16 protein-coding genes are annotated in these 18105 nt (G+C 73.2%); 3 read left to right on the plus strand and 13 right to left on the minus strand.

Features of this window, described 5'->3' with window-relative positions; all coding sequences use genetic code 11:
• Positions 1-6: 6 nt before the first annotated feature.
• Positions 7-375 (plus strand): hypothetical protein, encoded by a 369-nt coding sequence (locus tag ACFVQG_RS06840; RefSeq protein WP_383377621.1) that lies wholly within the window; start codon positions 7-9, stop codon positions 373-375.
• Positions 376-472: 97 nt separating this feature from the next.
• Here ACFVQG_RS06840 and ACFVQG_RS06845 read toward each other — a convergent pair whose 3' ends face one another.
• The 4 genes from ACFVQG_RS06845 to ACFVQG_RS06860 all read right to left on the minus strand — a co-directional run bounded on the left by ACFVQG_RS06845 (position 473) and on the right by ACFVQG_RS06860 (position 4394).
• A complete protein-coding gene (locus ACFVQG_RS06845; RefSeq protein WP_383377981.1) occupies positions 473-1495 on the minus strand; it encodes a LacI family DNA-binding transcriptional regulator in 1023 nt (340 codons plus the stop codon).
• Positions 1496-1538: 43 nt separating this feature from the next.
• Entirely contained in the window at positions 1539-2630 is a 1092-nt protein-coding gene (locus tag ACFVQG_RS06850; RefSeq protein ID WP_383377624.1) for a Gfo/Idh/MocA family protein, read from the minus strand.
• Between the two features lie 71 nt (positions 2631-2701).
• Positions 2702-3442 carry a ThuA domain-containing protein gene (locus ACFVQG_RS06855; protein ID WP_383377626.1) on the minus strand — a complete coding sequence of 247 codons (741 nt, stop codon included), beginning with the start codon at positions 3440-3442 and terminating at the stop codon, positions 2702-2704.
• Positions 3443-3725: 283 nt separating this feature from the next.
• Entirely contained in the window at positions 3726-4394 is a 669-nt protein-coding gene (locus tag ACFVQG_RS06860) for a ThuA domain-containing protein (protein WP_383377628.1), read from the minus strand.
• Between the two features lie 661 nt (positions 4395-5055).
• Between ACFVQG_RS06860 and ACFVQG_RS06865 the strand changes: the two genes are divergently transcribed.
• Positions 5056-5658: a gamma carbonic anhydrase family protein gene (locus ACFVQG_RS06865; RefSeq protein WP_383377630.1), complete on the plus strand. Its 603-nt coding sequence runs from the start codon at positions 5056-5058 to the stop codon at positions 5656-5658.
• Positions 5659-6147: 489 nt separating this feature from the next.
• Here ACFVQG_RS06865 and ACFVQG_RS06870 read toward each other — a convergent pair whose 3' ends face one another.
• The 3 genes from ACFVQG_RS06870 to ACFVQG_RS06880 all read right to left on the minus strand — a co-directional run bounded on the left by ACFVQG_RS06870 (position 6148) and on the right by ACFVQG_RS06880 (position 9144).
• Positions 6148-6804 (minus strand): DUF1326 domain-containing protein, encoded by a 657-nt coding sequence (locus ACFVQG_RS06870; RefSeq protein ID WP_383377632.1) that lies wholly within the window; start codon positions 6802-6804, stop codon positions 6148-6150.
• 130 nt (positions 6805-6934) lie between these two features.
• The gene (locus tag ACFVQG_RS06875; RefSeq protein WP_383377633.1) at positions 6935-7726 is read right to left on the minus strand and encodes a DUF2182 domain-containing protein; all 792 of its coding nucleotides are present in this window, start codon (positions 7724-7726) and stop codon (positions 6935-6937) included.
• A 104-nt stretch (positions 7727-7830) separates the two neighbouring features.
• Positions 7831-9144, minus strand: a complete 1314-nt coding sequence (locus tag ACFVQG_RS06880; RefSeq protein WP_383377635.1) for an amidohydrolase — start codon at positions 9142-9144, stop codon at positions 7831-7833.
• Positions 9145-9310: 166 nt separating this feature from the next.
• Here ACFVQG_RS06880 and ACFVQG_RS06885 point away from each other — a divergent pair, with 166 nt between their 5' ends.
• Positions 9311-9487, plus strand: a complete 177-nt coding sequence (locus ACFVQG_RS06885) for a thiazolylpeptide-type bacteriocin (protein ID WP_053760578.1) — start codon at positions 9311-9313, stop codon at positions 9485-9487.
• Positions 9488-9549: 62 nt separating this feature from the next.
• Here ACFVQG_RS06885 and ACFVQG_RS06890 read toward each other — a convergent pair whose 3' ends face one another.
• Genes ACFVQG_RS06890 through ACFVQG_RS06915 form a run of 6 tightly spaced genes read right to left on the minus strand, consistent with a single transcriptional unit; the run spans position 9550 to position 18095 of the window.
• The gene (locus tag ACFVQG_RS06890) at positions 9550-11481 is read right to left on the minus strand and encodes a TOMM precursor leader peptide-binding protein (RefSeq protein ID WP_383377638.1); all 1932 of its coding nucleotides are present in this window, start codon (positions 11479-11481) and stop codon (positions 9550-9552) included.
• Positions 11478-12233: an ABC transporter permease gene (locus ACFVQG_RS06895; protein ID WP_383377640.1), complete on the minus strand. Its 756-nt coding sequence runs from the start codon at positions 12231-12233 to the stop codon at positions 11478-11480. Before ACFVQG_RS06895 ends, ACFVQG_RS06890 begins: the two co-directional genes overlap by 4 nt.
• Positions 12230-13204, minus strand: a complete 975-nt coding sequence (locus ACFVQG_RS06900; RefSeq protein WP_383377642.1) for an ABC transporter ATP-binding protein — start codon at positions 13202-13204, stop codon at positions 12230-12232. Before ACFVQG_RS06900 ends, ACFVQG_RS06895 begins: the two co-directional genes overlap by 4 nt.
• Before the next feature lie 27 nt (positions 13205-13231).
• Positions 13232-14344, minus strand: coding sequence for a peptidase M50 (locus tag ACFVQG_RS06905; protein ID WP_383377644.1), 1113 nt, complete (start codon positions 14342-14344; stop codon positions 13232-13234).
• The gene (locus ACFVQG_RS06910; protein WP_383377983.1) at positions 14341-15381 is read right to left on the minus strand and encodes a lantibiotic dehydratase C-terminal domain-containing protein; all 1041 of its coding nucleotides are present in this window, start codon (positions 15379-15381) and stop codon (positions 14341-14343) included. Before ACFVQG_RS06910 ends, ACFVQG_RS06905 begins: the two co-directional genes overlap by 4 nt.
• Positions 15378-18095: a lantibiotic dehydratase gene (locus tag ACFVQG_RS06915; RefSeq protein WP_383377646.1), complete on the minus strand. Its 2718-nt coding sequence runs from the start codon at positions 18093-18095 to the stop codon at positions 15378-15380. Before ACFVQG_RS06915 ends, ACFVQG_RS06910 begins: the two co-directional genes overlap by 4 nt.
• Between the last annotated feature and the right edge of the window lie 10 nt (positions 18096-18105).

An 18105-nucleotide genomic window follows, 5' to 3' on the forward strand; every position in this document is an offset into this window, starting at 1 on the left:
GAACCCATGACGATGTTCCAGACCCTCCGCAAGGCCGCCGCGCTCGCGGCGACGGCCACTGCCGCGCTGCTGCTCACCTCGACCCAGGCCCAGGCCGCCACCACCCACGGCTGCCCCTCCGGCGCCTTCTGCGTCTACCCGCAGAACACGGGGTGGAACAACGACGTCCCCTCCCACATCTACTGGTCCGGCGTCTACAACCTCAGCAACCAGGTCGGGTCGCACACGGTCTTCAACAACCAGACCGACGGCTGGGTCGTCGATCTGTGCCGCGCCTACAACGGTGTCGACTGCCCCTGGTACATGGGCCCGGGCGCCGCCTCGACCCTCGACATCACGGTCATCAACTCCATCCGCCTCCGCCCCGGCGGCTGACATGGCCTCCGCTCCCCGGGGGCAAGGGGCCGCAGGTCACCGGAAGGGAGGCCCCTGACATCAACCGTGCCTCACCGAGGCAGCCATGGTCCGGCCGTCACGCCTTCCTGTGCGCGGCCGTACTGTCCCGGACCACGAGGGTGGTCGCCAACTCGACCCGGCGGCTCTCCGGTTCCTCACCGTCCATCAGTCTGAGCAGCGTACGCAGGGCGCTGCGGCCCATCTCCTTCAGCGGCTGGCGCACGGTCGTCAGGGCGGGATGGACCCAGCGGGCTTCGGGCAGGTCGTCGAAGCCGACCACGCTGACGTCGTCGGGCACGCGCAGACCGGCCTCGGCCAGCGCCTCGTACCCGCCGATGGCCAGGTGGTCGGAGCAGATGAAGAGGGCGGTCGGGGGTTCGGGCAGGGTGAGGAGCGCCCCGACCTGCTCGGCGCCGCTGGCCCGCTCATAGGTGCCGTGCCGCAGCAGTTCCGGCGACACCTCGACGCCCGCGGCGGCCAACGCCGAGCGGTAGCCCGCGAGCCGGGCTCGGGCATACAGATGGTCGGGCGGACCCGTCACCAGTCCGATGCGGCGGTGGCCCAGCTCCAGGAGGTGAGCGGTCCCCTCGTACGCGCCGGTCCAGTTCGTCGTGCCCACCGACATCACGTCGGGCGACGGGTCGCTCAGCGGGTCGATGACGACGCACGGTACCCGCGCCCGCCGCAGCCGTGTCAGCTGGTCCTCCGTCGGTTCGATCAGGCCCAGGACCACCCCGGCGCTGCCGCGTTCGATGATGCGGTCCACCCAGTCCGGACCCCGGTGCCTGCCGAGGGGCGCGGAGGTGCGCGCCACCGAGACCACCACGTGCACGCCGACCTCGTACGCCGCCGCCTCCATGCCGCTGGCGACGCTGGCGGGCCAGGATCCGTCGAGCCCGCTCATCACCAGGTCGACGGTCCGGACGGTCGGCCCTTCGGCGGGGATACCGCGACGGACGTACCGGTGCTCGCGCAGTGCCGAGTCCACCTTGGCGCGGGTGTCCTGGGAGACGTCGGTCCGGTCGTTGAGGACCTTGGAGACGGTGGAGACCGACACTCCCGCCGTCTTGGCGATCTGGGCCAGAGTGGGGCGCGGCAGCCGGTTGTCGGCTCTCAGAGCGCTACCCGTCGACGTGACGTCGTCATCCAGCACGGTTCAGTCCTTTCGGTGTGACGGCCAGCGCCTCGCCCACCGACGGCCAGGCACGCAGCCGTGCCGCTTCCGGTCCGACGGCGGCCGTGAGCGCTTCGGCCATCGCCTCGTCGAGGAGCGGCTCGATGTGCACGCGGCGATCCGTTCGTGCGGAGGCCACGGCGGCCGTCACCATGGCGAGGCTGAGCACGTTGCGGTGCACCTCCCCGGTGGGCGTGACGCCGGTGCGCAGTGCGTGGACGAACTCCGCGAGCGCGCCCGCGAGTCCTTCCGGAGGACAGTCGTCGTTCCCGGTCCCGCTCTCCGGCAGGAGTCCGCCCTCGGCCTCGTGAAGTGCGGCCTCGGGCGGGCGCTCGCCGTCCCAGACGGCCGACCCCAGCTCGGCGCTGAGCCGCCAGGCCCCGTTCCATGAGGTCTCCAGGCCACCGCTGCACCAACTGCCGTTGTAGACGTACCTGATGCCGTCGGCCATCTCGAAGACGGCCGTGGCGGCGGCGTCACCCGCGTACCAGCTCCATGAGGGGTTGTACTCCTCGCAGCGGACCGACACGGGATCGGCGTTCAGGAGCCAGCGGGCGGTGTCGAACGGGTGGATCGCCATGTCGAGCAGGAGCGGATGGGCCATGCTCTCGCGGAATCCGCCGAAGTGCGGCGCCCGGAAGAAGTCGGTGGTGAGAATGCCCGGTCGGCCGAGCCGTTGCGCGCGGTCCCGGAAGGCGGCGAGGTGCCGGTTGTACCGCCGCGACTGGCTGACCATGAACAGTTCGCCCGCCGCCTCGGACGCGGCGGCCAGCCGCAGCGCCTCGGGCACCGTGGCGGCCACGGGTTTCTCCCCCAAAACGGGCAGTCCGAGGGCGAGTGCTTGCAGGGTCACGGGCAGGTGGGCCTCGGGCACCGTCACGTCCACCACGGCGTGGGGCCGGGTTGCCGTGACGAGCGTGGCGAGGTCGTGACCGGTGGGCGTTCCCGGCACGCCCACCCGGTGCACGAGCGCCTCGGCATGGGCGGGCACGCGGTCGACGACGCCCGCGAGTTCGGTGTCCGGCGAGGCCAGGATCGCCCGGAGCCAGACACGGGCCATACGGCCAGCTCCCACGACCAGGAGGCGCAGCGGACCGCCGTCGGACGGGAGCGTTCTGAAGGCCTGGGATGTCACGCCTGTTCGCCGCCCGGTTCGAACCAGCCGGGTTCGCTGTGGACCAGCCTGGGGACCGACCGGTCGGCGTCGGGCGCCGACCAGCGCACCGCGTTGGCGATGACGCGGCGGACGTGGGGGTGGTGGTAGACGGGGTAGTCCTGGTCTCCGGGACTGAAGTAGAAGATCTTTCCGTGACCGCGCCGGAAGGCGCAGCCGCTGCGGAACACCTCGCCGCCGCTGAAGGAGCTGAGGAAGACCAGTTCGTCGGGGACGGGTATGTCGAAGTACTCCCCGTACATCTCCTGTTCGTCGATGACGAACGGGTGGGGCACTCCGGCCGCCACGGGATGTGTGGGGGCCACCGTCCAGACCACTTCGCGGTCGCGTCCGCTGCGCCAGCGCAGTGTGCAGGTCGTGCCCATGAGCCGGGTGAAGATCTTCGACCAGTGCCCGGAGTGCAGCACGACCAGGCCCATTCCGGCCAGCACCCGGCGGTGCACCCGCGTCACCACCTCGTCGGACACCTCGCGGTGCGCCAGGTTTCCCCACCACGTCAGTACGTCCGTCCGGGCCAGCACGTCCTGCGTCAGCCCGTGTTCCGGCTCGTCCAGCGTCGCGGTCCGCACCTCGGCCGTCTCGCCCAGATGCTCGGCGACGGCCCCCGCCACCGCACCGTGTATGCCCTCCGGGTACCGCGCGGCGACCTCGGGGTTGCGCTGCTCGTGCCGTCCTTCGTTCCAGACGGTGACCCGCAAGGGTCGAGGTGTGGCTGATGACATGGCTTCTCTTCCCCGGTGCGGTACGGGCCACGAGCGACGGCAGGCCTCGCGGAGGGTGCCGTCACCGACTGGATGCGCTGCACGCATACCGGCCGTCGAAGGCGGTGACTTCGACACAACCGGTAGGGGGGCCAGGAAATCACAGGGGGACGACATCAGGACATCGGAGGCGGCGCGGACGACCCGCCCGGCGTCCGACGGAACGAACCGCGGGCACGGGGTCGTTGGCGTTGCGGCCCCTGTCATGACGTCCGCCGCCTCACATGCGGCAGCGGCTGGCCCACAGCAACCCACGCTCGGTCAGCGCGCGCACCTGCGGGGTGTCGAAGTCGTCGGGTCCGCGGCCGAGGACCGAGGCGAAGATCCGGCCGCGTCCCCATGTCCTGGTCCATACCGCCGGTACGGACGAGACCCCGGGGCGGCTCTCATCGCCGTCGAAGGTGATGGTCGCCAGGATGTCGATCAGGGGATCGTTGAGCGGCCAGTACCGCTCGCAGGTGGCCTCGAAGTCGGACAACCCGCTGATCACCGGGTGGTCGGCGTGCTCCGCGGCCAGTCGCACCCAGTGGCGGTCGGACTCCGACGGGTCGAGCTGTAACCTCCCGCCGACGAGCAACTGGTAGTCGAAGTTCTCCCGGAAGGCGTCCACGAACCCGGTGTGCCAGCCCGCGAGTCCCATGCCGCCCCTGACGGCCGCCCGCAGCCCGGCGCTCTCCCTGGGCGTGATCTCGCCCCCGGGCCAGCACTGCACCACCAGATCCGTCTCGGCCAGGAACTTCTCGTCCTCGTAGACCTCGAGGCAGTCCTCGACGACCACCTCGAACCCGTGCCGGTCGAGGAACGGCAGGAAGAGGTCAGTGGTCTGGACGGGGCGGTAGCCCTCCGGACTGCCGCGCACGATCAACGCCCGTCGTCTGGCATAGCTCATAGCGCTCCATCGGTCCTCTCGACAGGGCCGGGAAAAACGGACTGCACGCCGCGCCGAAATGTTGCGCGAAAACCAGTAACACTCGGATGGACGGGACTGTAGGAACCGGCCGGTTCGCCGTCAAGAGATCCCGCACCGCCCATCCGGCGGGCCCGTGTTCCGGCTTGTCCCCGCGGTCGGCGCAGGGGAGGGTGCCCATCGGCGCACCCGAATCCGAGCGAAAAACGTTTCGAAACTTCGCTCTTGCGCTTCGTGCCCCCGCCCAGCAACCGTAGAGACGGCGAAGGGCGCCGTGGAAGGGCGGGCGGACCTGGTGGCACACCATGCCGGGGGGAGGAACCGTTCGTACGGCCCCTCCCCGGGACTACCTGAACCACCCCGTCGACGACGAACCGCCCGTCGCCGTGGGCGAGTTCGGCGACCAGCACAGCGACGGCGACCCGGACGAGGACGCGACCACGGCGACCGCGGAGTCCCTGGGAGTCGGCCAGGTCCAAGGCGGCACCGGCTTCCGCCCCCGGGGACGGTGCCGCCGTACGCGCGGCGCGACAGGGGCCCACGGCCGCCGCGTCCTCCGTCCGCCGCCCGGTCGGCACCGGCACGGGTCTTACCTGGCGGAACGGTGTGCGCCAGCCCTGCAGGGCGCGGCATCATGGCGGTCATGCTGATCGCTCATGAGGGTAGTTCGCCGACCGTCCACCCCACGGCCTATGTCGCTCCGACCGCCACGCTGTGCGGGGACGTGCGCGTGGGTGCCGGGTGCCGGGTGCTGTTCGGCGCGGTCCTCACCGCCGAGGGCGGTCCGGTGGAACTGGGCGAGGACAGCATCGTGATGGAGAACGCGGTCCTGCGGGGCACCCGACGGGATCCCCTGATCCTGGGACGGCAGGTCCTGGTGGGTCCCACCTCCTACCTGACCGGCTGCCGGGTCGAGGACGAGGTCTTCCTGGCCACGGGCAGCCGCGTCTTCAACGGAGCGCGGATCGGGACCCGCAGTGAGGTGCGGATCAACGGCGTCGTGCATCTGCGCACCGTGCTGCCCGCCGACTCGATGGTGCCGATCGGCTGGGTCGCCGTCGGTGACCCGGTCCGTATCCTTCCGGCGGGGGACCACGACGGGATCTGGGCCGTGCAGAAGGACCTGGACTTCCCCGGCTACGTCTTCGGCCTGGACCGCCCGGCCGACGGCGAGAGCCTGATGCCCGCCCTCTCCGAACGCTTCGGCCGCAGCCTCGGCCGCCACCGCGACGACCAGCAGCTCTGACCCCCGCCCGGTGAACTCACCGGACGGGGCCCCTCGGGCGCCAGTGAGTCGACGGGATCCGCACGACGTACGACAGCGGCTGTTCACGGCCGTGCGCCGATAGGGCTGCTCACCGAGGCCGCGGATGACCAGGCACTGCTCTGCGTCGTCGACGACGCACAGTGGCTCGACCAGGCGTCGGCGCGTGCCCTCGCGTTCGCCGCCCGCCGTCTGGACGCGGAGGGCATCGCCCTGGTGATGGTCATGCGTGAGGCCGACGAGGTCTTCGCGGGGCTGCGGGACATGCTCGTCGAAGGGCTGGGCCACGAGGACGCGCACGAACTGCTGCGCCTGGCCGTCCCCGGCGCTCTCGACCGGCGGGTACGGGACCAGCTGATTGCGGAGGCGGGTGAGGGCCCGGACGAGAGCGGACGTGGGCACGGACAGTGGGCACGCCCTTCCCGCCGAGCCCCCCAGGCACACCGCACCCCCCGTCCGGCACCCGGGCTCTCAGTCCGGCCCGCTCCACTCGAACGGGAAGTGCTTGCTCGACTTCCCCGAGCGCTCCCAGGAGAAGCCGTACGCGTCGGCGCGGTCGGTGGTGGCCCGCCCCCAGGTGGCGGTCTGGCCGGGGCCTACCTCGGCGCCGGGAGCGTGGAGGACCTGTACGCGGGCGCCCTCCGGAGTGGTCGGCCCGGTCAGCGCCTCGGCACTCGCCGACACCCGGCCGGGGATCTCGGCGCGCCAGGCGCCCAGGTCCTCGTCGATCTCGACCCGGACGGGAGCGAACTCCATGCCCCGCATCTCGGGGCCGAAGATCGCACCGAACTCAGCGGGCCACCCGCCCGCCGCACCGCCGAAGATGCTCTGCAGGGCGGCGCGCTGCTGGTCGTCGGCGCGCTCGTCGAAGAAGACCGCGGCGTACGCGTCGGTGTGCTCGCGGGCCCAGACGCTGCCCACGAAGGAGCCGAGCATCAGGACGTTGAGATCGTCCAGCCGCACGTCGCCGAAGTTGCCGCTGCGGATGTGCCAGGCCAGCACGCCCTCGCAGTCGCCGTAGGTGGGGGGCTGGGCGAAGGTGCAGGGGCACGGAATGGCGCACTTGCACACGTCGAACCAGTCGCCGGTCAAGTGCCAGCGCGTACCGGTGGTGGTCTGCTGTGTCATCTCGCTTCCCTCCTGACGAGCCCGGAGGGACTCCTCGGGGACGGCGAGACCGTGTGTCCCGAGTCCGTTCTCGGGATGGCGAGACGGCCTCCCTTCCAGCGTGCGCCTCACCGGCCCGGAATGCGAACGGCTACATCGAGGGCATCCGGAGGCCGGGCAGCAGCCAGTCCTGGAAGGGCACGAGTGCGGCCAGGACCAGGAAGGCGACCCCCACCGCCCAGGTGAGCCACGGGCCCCACCGCCACAGCTTCTCCAGGAAGACCACCCCTGCCAGGGCGGCCATGGCGGCCACGTTCATCACACCGAGCGGGACGAGGACGACCATCAGGCCCCAGCAGCAGCCCACGCAGTAGAGCCCGTGATGCGCCCCCACGCGCAGATCGCGGGCCCACGGCCGGAAGCGCGCGTACCGGACCAGGTGCGACAGCGGATTGCGGCAGTGCAGCAGACATACGCGCTTCAGCGGCCCGAACTGGTACAGCCCCGCGAGCAGGAACGCGGCGGCGCCCAGCCAGCGGCCCGCGTCGGGACGGCCGTCCACCAGTCTCGCGGTCGCCGCCAGTGCCCCGTACGCGACCAGGCCGAACGCCGCCCAGGCGAGCAGATAGCCACCGGCGAACTGGGCGATCCGAGCGGCGCGGGCGGCGCCGACCGACTGTCGGCCGATGGCCCGCGCCCAGGTGATCGCCACCGGGGCCATGGACGGGAACATCATCGCCACCATCATGGTCACCCAGAGGACCAGGAAGACCGGCAGCGCCAGACCCATCGTTCCCGGTTCCATGGGCATGTCGCGGGACTGGGCGACGGTCAGCACCCATGCCAGCCCGGCGAGCAGGAGCATGAGGACCCACGCCGCGGCGAGATCACGCCACGGGAGGGCAGTGCCCGGCTGTGGTGGGGCGATGCGGGGATGCGGCATGTGTTCCTCCCGGGGCGTGTCCGTTGCCCCGCCGCGACCGTGGGACGACGCGTCGGCCCGACGTTTCCAGGAGATCACAGATGCGTGCGCCGGAGAAGCCGGGGTCATCGCCGCGGCTGAGCACGTGGAGACCCGGAGGGCCTGTTCAGGAGCGTCAGCGCGGCCGTGGTCAGTGCGGTTGTCGCCGAGGGCAGCGCTATCGGCAGGTGCGGCGCGAACTCGGGGGAGTGGTTCGGCGGCAGGGCCGCGAGGCGCTCCGCCGCTCCCGAGCCGTCGGCGGCGGCCCACTGCCGCGGGCCCACCACGCCGACCATCCAGTAGCCCAGCGGAATCCCCGCGCAGCCGTGGATCTCCCGTCCGGCGTCCCCGTACAGGCCGAAGTCCTCGGTCGCCATCGACGGACCCCACGGCACGACCCGCTCCGCGCCGAGGGCCTCCCGGTGCGCCTCGCGCGTCAGGGCGGTCACCTCCGGGTCGGCCACCGTGAGCGGCGACCGTGAGACGACGGTGATCTCGGGCTCGCGCGGGCAGCCGGAGGCGGCCGACTCGGCCCGTACGACGCGCTCGACGGCGGCGACCGCACGGTCCAGGGAGGCCTGGGACAGCGCCCGTACGGTGAGGCCGAGCCGGGCTGTGTCCGGCACCACGCCGCTGTGCGTTCCGGCGTCGATCCGGCCGACGGTGACCGTGACCGGGTCGGCGGGCGCGCTCTCCCGGGGCACCACACCGTGCAGGCGCAGCACCGCGGCGGCCGCGGCGAGCACGGGGTCCACGCTCAGGTGCGCGGCCCCGGCGTGACCGCCCCGGCCGTGCAGGGTGACGTCGAGCTGGACGCTGCCCGCCAGCACGGGCGGCCCGTACCCGTGGGCGACCATGCCGCCCAGCAGCGGGGCGGTGTGCTGGGCGAGCACCGCGTCGGGGCGGCCGAAGCGGGCGTACAGGCCGTCCTCCAGCATGGCCCGCGCGCCGGTCAGCGTCTCCTCGGCGGGCTGGCCGAGGACCACCACCGTGCCGTGCCAGTGCGGCCGGGCGCGGGCCAGCAGCGTCGCGGCCCCGAGCAGCGCGGCGACGTGCAGGTCATGGCCGCAGGCGTGCATGTACGGGCCGTCGGCGGCGTACGGCAGGCCGGTGCGTTCGCGGACCGGCAGGGCGTCCAGTTCGGCGCGCAGGTACACGCGCGGCCCGTCGCCGTGGGTGAGGACGCCGACCACGCCGTGACCGCCCACGCCCCGGGTCACCGCGTACCCCTCGGCCGCCAGCGCCTCGGCGAGCCGGGCCGCGGTGCGGGCCTCCGCGCCGGAGGGCTCCGGATGCCGGTGCAGGTCCATCGCGAAGACGGTGAGCGGACGCAGCACCGCGTCCAGCCGCTTCAGGACGGGTGTGTGCCTGCCGGAGGGGACGATCGCCGCTGTGCTCACCCGCCCATGGTCCAGGGCGTCGGGGGCGGCGCGCTGTCAGGGCGCTGTCACGGCACGACAGTGCCCTGACAGCCGGTCACCGCCGGATGCGTCAGTGCGTACCGGTCCAATGAACGGGCCACCCCCGGGAGGAGCCCGGCGGTGTTCCCCACCTCAAGGAGTGATCATGGCTGACAAGTCGACCCTCGCCGCCCTCGCCGACGAGATCCTGGAGCTGGAGTCGGAGACCTTCGAGATCTCGGACTACTCGGACGCCAGCGAGGTCGTGCTCGCCGGTTCCACGAGCTGCTCGTCCACCTCCACCTGCTCGTCCACCACCAGCACCACCTCCTGCAGCGCCTGATCCGGGCCCGCGGCAGACACGGCGTCCGGTCCCGCGGCCGGACGCCGTCCCGTGCCTCCCGGTCAGGGGAACGGGTGCGGGACCCGCCGGATCTCCGCGTCCGTCAGGTCCGTCTCGCGCAGCCCGCCCCGCCGGGCGGCGGTCCGCAGCCGCGGCATGAGCGGCGCCCGCTGCCGCGACCAGCCGAAGTCGATCGGCAGCAGCCCGGGAGCCAGCACGCACACCGTCCGCAGGCCCATGCGCAGTTGCTCCGGCGTGGTCTGGTCGACGACGATCACGTCGAGCCCGGCCCGCGCCAACTCCTCCACGCACAGGGCCACGTCGTCCACGAGGTCGCCGGTGCGAGGACGGCCGTGGGCCTCCCACGACGCGTACACCTCGGCCATCGGCCGTACCGCCCGGGGCTCGTGGTACGGCGCCACGTGCGCCGCCATGTCCGGCAGCCCGTACAGCTGGGCGTGGTCCTTCAGGTGCCGCACCCTGGTGAAGTCGGCCGCCATCGCCTCCAGTTCGCCGCGCCGCTCGCGTACCTGGCCCGGCAGGTGCGGGATGTACGTCAGCACCTCCGACAGGGCGCCCTCCAGCGCCGCCGCCGGGTCGAGGGAGGCACCGGCGCCGAAGGAGTACAGGCCCTCCCCGCCGTCCCGGCGCACCGCGAGCCCGGTGACGACCGGCACCGCGAGGTCGACGCGGTTGTCGTAGGCGTGGACGTCGTAGCCCTGGAGCGCGGCCCGGTCGACCATGGCGCGGACGGTGGGGTCGGCGACGGTGGTCAGGTCGATCTCCGTCAGCGGGGTGCCGCCGTACCAGGCCAGCAGGAACGCGTCCCGTTCGATCAGCTCGAGCAGCCCGCCGAGGACCGCCTCCTCCAGGCAGCCGCCGATCGCACAGCCGTTGGAGCACTCGAAGACGAAGTTGTCCGCGGCCAGGCCCGCGCTGTAGTGCACCAGCCGGGCGGGCACCAGCACCGCCCGCCGGTCGCGCAGCGAGTGGCCCCACACCCAGGGGATCGGCCGGTCGGGGTCGAACGGGTCGACGAGCGGGTCGTCGCGGTAGGTCTCCGGCGCGTAGAGGCCGCAGCTCGCCGGGTCGAGCGCGTCCTCGCCGAGCGCCCGGTACGACGCGGTCAGCAGCCGTGTGCCGCGCCGCCGGTGGGTTCCGGCGTAGCGTTCCAGGCCCTCCAGGAAGGCCAGGTCGCGGCTGGCGGCGAACCCGTTGGCCTGGCCGCTCCAGGTCACGTCGGTCAGTCCCGCGTAGCCGCGCATGAACACGCTGCCCGCGACCGGGGCGGTGGTCGGTGAGGTGACGTTGAGCCAGGTCCCGGCGCCCAGCAGGCCGGTGACCGGGTTCGCCAGCGCCGCCGGGGCCAGCGGGTAGGACGACGCGGGCCGCAGCCGGTAGGTGTCCTCGGCCGGTTTCGGGCGGCTCGTCAGGGCGAGTTCGGCCGCTTCCCTGCTGTCCGTTCCGCCGGGGCCGCAGTGCGGGCACAGCGGGTCGGCGTACAGCGGGAACGTGCGGACCGTCAGCGTCGCCACGTCCAGGCACGTCACCTGCGGCAGCGCCCGGTCGGCCGGGGTCGCGCCGGGCGGCACCGGCGGGGGCGAGCCGGTGACCGCCTCGTACAGGGCGTGCACCGCGTCGGCGACGAACGCCGGGTGCCGCGGCCAGTGCGGGGCGAAGCTCCACGGCGAGCCGGTCTCCAGCGCGTCGCGTTCCGTGCGCGACCGCAGCCGCTGCCAGCGCAGGGCGAGGCAGGTCCCGCAGGCCCGGGCGTCGGGGTCGCCGCCCCATGGCCCGACCAGCACCTCACGGGACGTCAGATGCACCAGGGCGGTGGGCCGCACCGCCGCGTGCGGGTCGTCGCGTACGTCGCGGGCGCCGAGCGGCACCACCTCGGGCGCCCGGCCCGGGGCGCACCGCCCGGCCAGCGCCGACCGCAGCCGGAGCCGGGCCTCCTCCAGTGGTACGCCGGTGTGTGCGGCGGTCGTCGTCATGCGCGGTTGCTCCAGCGGAAGGTCTTCAGGCCGACGGCCGCGAAGACGGCGGTGAACGCGAGGAGCGCGCCGCAGCCGACGGCGATGTCACCGAGACCGCCGCCTCCGGTCAGCGCGGCGGAGACCGCGTCGTTGAAGTAGCGCAGCGGCAGCGCCCGGGAGAGGGTCTGCAGCCAGGACGGCATCATCTCCAGCGGCAGGAACGAGCCCGACAGGAACGCCATCGGCACCATCAGGCAGTTCGCGATCGCGGCGACCGCCTCGGGTGTGTCGGCGTACGAGCCGATGATCACGCCCATCGACAGGAACGCGGTGATGCCGAGCAGCAGCACGGGCAGCGCCAGCGGCCACCGGGCGTCCAGCTCCAGACCGAACAGCGGCAGCAGCGCCACCGCGACGAACACCACGGCCTGGACGACACCGACGGCGAGCGCCAGCACGTAGCGGGAGGCCAGCACGGTCGGCAGGCTCGTCGGCGTCATCCGGATCAGACGCAGCAGGTCGTCCCGGCGCCACTGCATCAGGGTGAACGCGATCCCGAACACCGCCGCGTTGCCCACGCCCCACGACAGCACGCCGGGCGCGGTGTACGCGATGTACGGGCGGCCGGTCTCGGCCACCTCCTGACCGCTGAAGATCAGCCCGAACACGACCAGGAAGATCAGGGGGAAGGCGAAGGTGAAGAAGAGGGTCGCCGCGTCCCGCACCTGGGCCCGGTATCCGGCCGCCGCCAGTGCCCCGTACGCGCTCATGCCCGCCGCTCCTGGGCCGGGGCCGTGCCGTGCGCGGCGTCGGCGGTGAGCCGGAGGTAGACGTCCTCCAGCGTGGCGGTGCGGGTCTGCACGCCGTCCAGGCCACCGCGGGCGTCGAGCGCGGACAGCACCTTCCCGGACACGGCCGTCTCCAGGACGAGGCTGCCGCCGCGGACGGCGGCACGGTCCACGCCCGGGACCGCCTCGGCCTCCGCGACGGTCATCCGGTCCGGCGGGAGCAGCACGGACGTCGCCGCGCCCGCCGCGTCGACCAGTTCGCGCGGTGAGCCCAGCGCGGCGATCCGGCCCTCGACCAGGATGGCCACCCGGTCGCAGAGCAGCTCGGCCTCGTCCAGGTGGTGCGTGGTGTACACGAGGGTGCGGCCCGCGTCCCGCAGGTCGCGCAGTACGTCCCACAGGTCCCGGCGGGCCTGCGGGTCGAGGGCGGCGGTGGGCTCGTCGAGGAAGACCAGCTCGGGGTCGTGGACCAGCGCGGAGGCGATGGCCAGTCGTTGGCGCTGCCCGCCGGAGAGGTTCTCCACCCGGGTGTCCCGCTGCTCGGTCAGCGCCACGGCCCGCAGTGTGCGGTCGGCCGCCGCCCGGTCCGCGCGGTACAGGGCGGCGACGGTCGCCAGGTGCTCGTAGGCCGTCTGCCGTACGAAGAAGGCCGACGACTGGGTCTGCACCCCCAGGCGTGGCAGCAGCGCGGGGTCGCGCGGCCAGGGGGCGGCGCCCAGTACGGAGACGGTGCCGGAGTCGGCCTGCCGCAGGCCCTCCATGATCTCCACCAGCGTGGTCTTGCCCGCGCCGTTGGGCCCGAGCAGACCGAAGAACTCGCCCCGGGCGACCCGCAGGGACACCTTGTCCAGGGCCTGGCGGGTGCCGTAGCGCTTGCTCACCTCACTGACCTCGATGGCGGCGCTCGCCGCCCGGTCGCCGGGGTCCGCCGGCACGGTTTGCGTCTCCGTCATCAACAACTCCTCGCAACAGGCACGTTCTCAGGGGGTGAGCAGGACCAGCGCGGCCGTCACCACGGCGGCGGCGATCACACCGACCAGGACGGACGAGCCGATCCCGTAGGCCAGGTACACCTTGCGCGCGTGGCGCGGGTAGTCGGCCGCGGCCTGCTCGCCGCGCAGCCGCAGTCTCAGGTAACGCCCGCTGTCCGGGGCGAGATCGCGGGCGCCGAGCAGCTGGGAGACCATGGTGTAGCCGTCCAGCGGGGGCAGGGGCAGCAGGTTGACCAGCGTCTGCGCGCTGCCCAGTACCAGCAGCCCCGACAGCACCCGGCGGGTGGGATCGCCCGGCTCCAGCAGGACCCACCAGACGCCGAAGGGCAGCAGGAACAGCAGGTTCGCGACCGCCCCCGCCGCGGCGATCACCCACTGGTGCCGACGGCGGCGCAGGAAGCGGTAGTCGCCGATCCGGCAGTACATGATGGCGACCGGCAGCCGCCAGCGCAGACCGATCTCGCGGACCGTGCCGCCGTAGTGCCGGGCCGCGACCCCGTGCGCCAGCTCATGGCCCGCCGTGCTCAGCCACAGCAGCGTGCACACCGCGAGCAGGGCCACCGGCTGGTGGAACAGCCACCAGGTGTCGCGCAGCACCGGTCCGGGCCTGGCGGCGAGTACGGCCTCCAGGGTCAGGCCGAGCGCCAGCAGGGGAAGCAGGACCGCCCGGCGCAGCAGCGGACGCAGCACCTGGTGCAGGCGCCCGGTGGTGGCCTGCGCGTCGGCGACCAGGCGCAGGCTGCCCCGGTAGAGGGTGCCGGAAAGGGGCGGGGTGGGCGGCGGGGCGGTCACCTCGCGGGCGGGGGCCCCGGCGAGCAGCCGTCTGCTGCCGAGCAGGCCCAGCAACTGCCGCCAGTTGGCCTCGCCGAGGCGCCGCCCGAACGCCGCCGCGTACTCCCCGCCGATCTCCTCCAGGCCGCGCGTGCCGTCCAGGCGGGAGATGAGGAAGTACTCCTTCGGCCCGACCTCGAAGCAGGAGCCGTCCGCCGGGTCCCTGATCAGGTGCACGGTGGCCGGGCCGCGCAGCAGCGGCGGGCTGAACACGATGCCGGGCCGCAGCCGGGGACGGTGCGCGGACACCTCGGTCCGCTCGGCCGTCACGAGACGGCCCCCGCCGTGGCGTCGGACCGCAGCACCCGGCCCAGCACATGGGACAGGTACGCCTCGTCGCGGATCGTCACATGGAGCCGGTTGTTGGTCATGTGCATATACGGCGAGAGCAGCAGCGGCAGGGCGACGGCCGGGTCCGTGACCCGCTCGTCGCGGGTGCCGTCCCAGGAGCGGAAGACCAGTTCGCCCGCCTCGGCGAGCGCGGTGGCCCGCTCCCGCAGCTCACGGCAGTGCGCCGCCCAGCCGCGCAGGAACACCGGCAGCCCGTCGAGCCGGTCCGTGGCCACGGCCCGCCGGATCTCGTGGAACCGGCGGCCCAGCCGCGGCGCCATCTCGGCGTAGGAGCGGTCGTACTCGGCGGAGCCGATGAAGCCGGTCCCGGGGAAGGCGCGGTGCCAGAACTCGTAGTAGCGCTGGAGGTAGTCGGCGAGTTCGTCGTCACCGGGCAGGAAGCAGCCCGCCATCACCATCATCAGCTGCGCCGACGTCCCCAGCAGCACGGTCCGCAGGTGCAGGTTCATGCTCCCCAGCGCCTCGATGACCAGGTCACTGGAGTGCGCGAAGTGCCACTCGGCCAGCGCCACGCCCGCGGGCCCGCCGTACTTGCCGTACTCGGGCTCGTACGGTTCACAGGAGCGGGAGTTGTTCGGCCGCAGCCGCATCCGGCCGTCCTCGCCCATGAACCGCCCGCGGTCGCCCTCCGGGAACTCGATCTCGAAGAGGGTGTTGTAGAACTCGTTGAGGAAACCGGAGTCGACCTCGTAGAGCGCGGGCCGCGCGCGCAGGAAGGCGTCGACGGCCTCCTCGGCGCGGCGGCGCACCTCGTCCGCGGCCTGTTCGGTCACGGGCCGCAGCCGCAGCCGGACATGCGGGCCCTCCAGCCAGTAGTTGATGAAGAAGTGACCGGCCAGCAGCCCGTCCTGCTTCAGACCGGCGACCAGCGGGCCGACGCAGTGCACCAGCAGGGGCTGCGGGTTGGCGGCGTAGAAGATGTGCGTCGCCTGCCACGCGCCGGGGGAGGGGGTCAGTTCGGACACGGGGCGCTCTCCTGGGGGCGTCGGGTAGGGGTGGTGAAGGTCTCCACGGACAGTTCGGCGACGTGGCTGCCGCGTTCGGAGACGACGTGCAGGCCGTCCTCGGCGGGCAGCGTCTCGCGCAGTTCGACCCGGTCGTCCGGCGACGTGACCAGCGCCTCGAAGGCCGTCAGGGACAGCGGGCTGTCGAAGTCGACGTACTGCGGTTTGGCGCCCGCGCCGCCCCGGGGGCCGCGGGAGACGGTGGCGAACACCCGGGCGGGCAGCCCGTGCAGGCGCCGCCACCGCCGCCAGGCCAGGAACGCCTCCTCGCCCGGGGTGCCGGGCGTACTCCGCGGCAGCGACCCGGCGGTGGTGAACCAGCCGCGCCGCGCCAGCACCAGGTTGCCGTGCCGGACCCGGGGGCGGCGGGTGACGCCCTGCCGTTCCGGGCCGTGCGGCACCCCGGCCCACACGTCCAGCGGCGCCATCGAGGTCGGCGACAGCAGCAGCAGCGTGCGCGGGATCTCCGGCAGGGCGAGCGGCACCAGGTAGCCCAGGTACACCGGGATCACCTCGCGGCCCAGCCGCCCGGACCGCAGCACCAGCCGGTCCTCGGCCTCGTCGTGCTCCAGGCGCAGGTCGTCCAGGCCGATACGGCACTCCTCGGGGACCGTGCTGGTCTCGCCGGGGCACACGATCTGGTAGTCGGTGAGGCGGCCGTGCAGATTGAGGTTGCTGGTGACGGGCCCGCCGGTGAGTTCGGCGAGGACCGCGCCCGGCGGGGTGAACTCGGCGGCCTGCTCCCGCAGCGCACCGCTGACACCCGGCCCGGCACCGTCCCAGACGTGCGTGAAGCGGCTGAAGGGGAACGACAGCCCGCCGTAGGAGCGGTTGAGCACCAGCAGCCGCTCACCGTTCTCGGCGGCCACCTGCAGATGATGGCTCTGCGGTGTGAACGGCGCCCGCAGACCCCCGAGTTCGTTGGCGACCTCGGTGAGGTGCTCGTCCTCGAGGAGGAGATCCCCCTCACCGGTGTGCCGCTCCCACAGCTCCCGCATCCGGCCGATGAACGCCCGCCGCCCCCGGTCCAGGGCCCTGATCTCGCCCAGGCCCAGCCAGTTCTCCTCCGCCACGTACTCACCCCGCGCGTCGAAGGGCACGCGCTTGGCGGTGAAGGACAGGTACTGGTCGAAGAAGTCCTCGTGGAAGTCGTGCACCAGCCCGAGCAGGTCGTCGCACCGCCCGCCGCGCCCGTAGCGGGCCAGGAAGAACCCCTTGAACGTCAGCCGCTGCGGCGCGGTCAGGTCGAACGCGGGCAGCACCCGCTCCACCGACCGCAGCGCCCCGCCGTCGCCGCCGGTCACCGCGTCCACCCCGCACACCACGTCGTCGCCCGCGTCGGCGTCCTCGTACAGCAGGGTCTGCGGCAGGGCGGCCTCGTCCGCGCCGAGCCGCCGCCGCGCCTCGCCCAGACACTCGCGCAGACGGCGCAGCAGCCGCGCCCGCCCGGCCGTGTCCGCGTCCGTGAACGCCTCCACCAGCGCGGCGGCGGCCCCCAGGTCGGCGGCGAGTGCGTCCGCCCAGCCGCGCCCCAGTCCGCGCAGGGCGTCCTGGAAGGAGCGCAGCGGATCGGGGCTGTGCACGTCGGTGTCCAGGCACGGGACGCGGATCATGCCCAGTTGCAGCAGCGCCGCCACATACGACTCACCCAGCGCCGCGTCCGCGCCGTACTCGGCGCACAGCCAGTCCACCAGCTCCCGGTAGCGCAGGTCCTCCCGCTCGCCGAGCAGGGCGATCAGCCGGTCCAGGGTGCCGCTGCGCCGCAGGTAGAACAGCCGGTCCCTGACCGCGTCGAAGGTGACCGCGGCGTCGTCGTCGCCCGGGGTGACCCAGCGCCGTACGTACCGCACCCGCTGCTCGTCGCTCTCCCAGCCGGAGGCGAGCCGCACCGGGAGGTCGGCGCGCGGCCCGGGGGAGGCGAGGATCTGCTCCGCGAAGCGGGCGAGCACGACCACGTTCAGCCGCACCCGGCCCCGCCAGGCCGCGCGTACCCGCACGGACGGGTCGTCGCCGTCGGTGAAGGTGCCGAGGGCGACACCCGTGAACGTACTGAACGGACTGGTCTTGCACACCGTCCGGTACAGGTACGACAGCACCGAACGCTCCACCTTCCGCAGCCGCTTGTCCGGACGCTCGCCCGCGTCGAGCCGCAGATAGGGCTCCAGCCGTCCGGCGAGCGTCGGTGAGGCGAGCAGCAGCCCGCCGCGCAGCCGCTCCTCGCCGAGCAGCGCCCGCAGCGCGGCGCGGTTCCGGGCGAGTTCCCCGTCCAGCAGCCCCCCTCCGGCCGAGCGCAGCCGCTCCAGCGCGCCCCTGCCCTCGACCCACTCGCCGGTCCGCTCGGCCACGGCCGCGTCCAGCGCCCCGATCAGGCCGAGCGCGGACGCGGGCTGCTTGGGCAGACGGTTGTTGAACAGGTCCCGGCGCAGCGCCAGCAGGTCACGGCGGCGCCCGTCATCGGGGAACGCCTCCTCGGCGGCCGGGACGAGCGCGTGGAGCACCTCGCTCAACTCCGAGCCGGTCTCGCGCAGTTCCTCCTCCGCGCGCAGGACGTCCTCCGCCCAGCGCACGGTGTCCGGACAGCGTAGGCCGCGCAGCGTCTCGACCGGCAGTCCGGCCACCCGCAGGAGGAAACGCCGACCGGGCTGCCAGATGGTTGTCGCAGTCATGGCGGGCCCC

Source organism: Streptomyces sp. NPDC057877, from assembly GCF_042796855.1.
In the GTDB taxonomy this organism is placed as follows: domain Bacteria; phylum Actinomycetota; class Actinomycetes; order Streptomycetales; family Streptomycetaceae; genus Streptomyces.

Coding starts and splice junctions, on each gene's coding strand:
- ACFVQG_RS06840 (WP_383377621.1), top strand. CDS start 7: ATGACGATGTTCCAGACCCTCCGCAAGGCCGCCGCGCTCGCGGCGACG.
- ACFVQG_RS06865 (WP_383377630.1), top strand. CDS start 5,056: ATGCTGATCGCTCATGAGGGTAGTTCGCCGACCGTCCACCCCACGGCC.
- ACFVQG_RS06860 (WP_383377628.1), bottom strand. CDS start 4,394: ATGAGCTATGCCAGACGACGGGCGTTGATCGTGCGCGGCAGTCCGGAG.
- ACFVQG_RS06870 (WP_383377632.1), bottom strand. CDS start 6,804: ATGACACAGCAGACCACCACCGGTACGCGCTGGCACTTGACCGGCGAC.
- ACFVQG_RS06900 (WP_383377642.1), bottom strand. CDS start 13,204: ATGACGGAGACGCAAACCGTGCCGGCGGACCCCGGCGACCGGGCGGCG.
- ACFVQG_RS06890 (WP_383377638.1), bottom strand. CDS start 11,481: ATGACGACGACCGCCGCACACACCGGCGTACCACTGGAGGAGGCCCGG.
- ACFVQG_RS06895 (WP_383377640.1), bottom strand. CDS start 12,233: ATGAGCGCGTACGGGGCACTGGCGGCGGCCGGATACCGGGCCCAGGTG.
- ACFVQG_RS06850 (WP_383377624.1), bottom strand. CDS start 2,630: ATGGCCCGTGTCTGGCTCCGGGCGATCCTGGCCTCGCCGGACACCGAA.
- ACFVQG_RS06915 (WP_383377646.1), bottom strand. CDS start 18,095: ATGACTGCGACAACCATCTGGCAGCCCGGTCGGCGTTTCCTCCTGCGG.
- ACFVQG_RS06875 (WP_383377633.1), bottom strand. CDS start 7,726: ATGCCGCATCCCCGCATCGCCCCACCACAGCCGGGCACTGCCCTCCCG.
- ACFVQG_RS06885 (WP_053760578.1), top strand. CDS start 9,311: ATGGCTGACAAGTCGACCCTCGCCGCCCTCGCCGACGAGATCCTGGAG.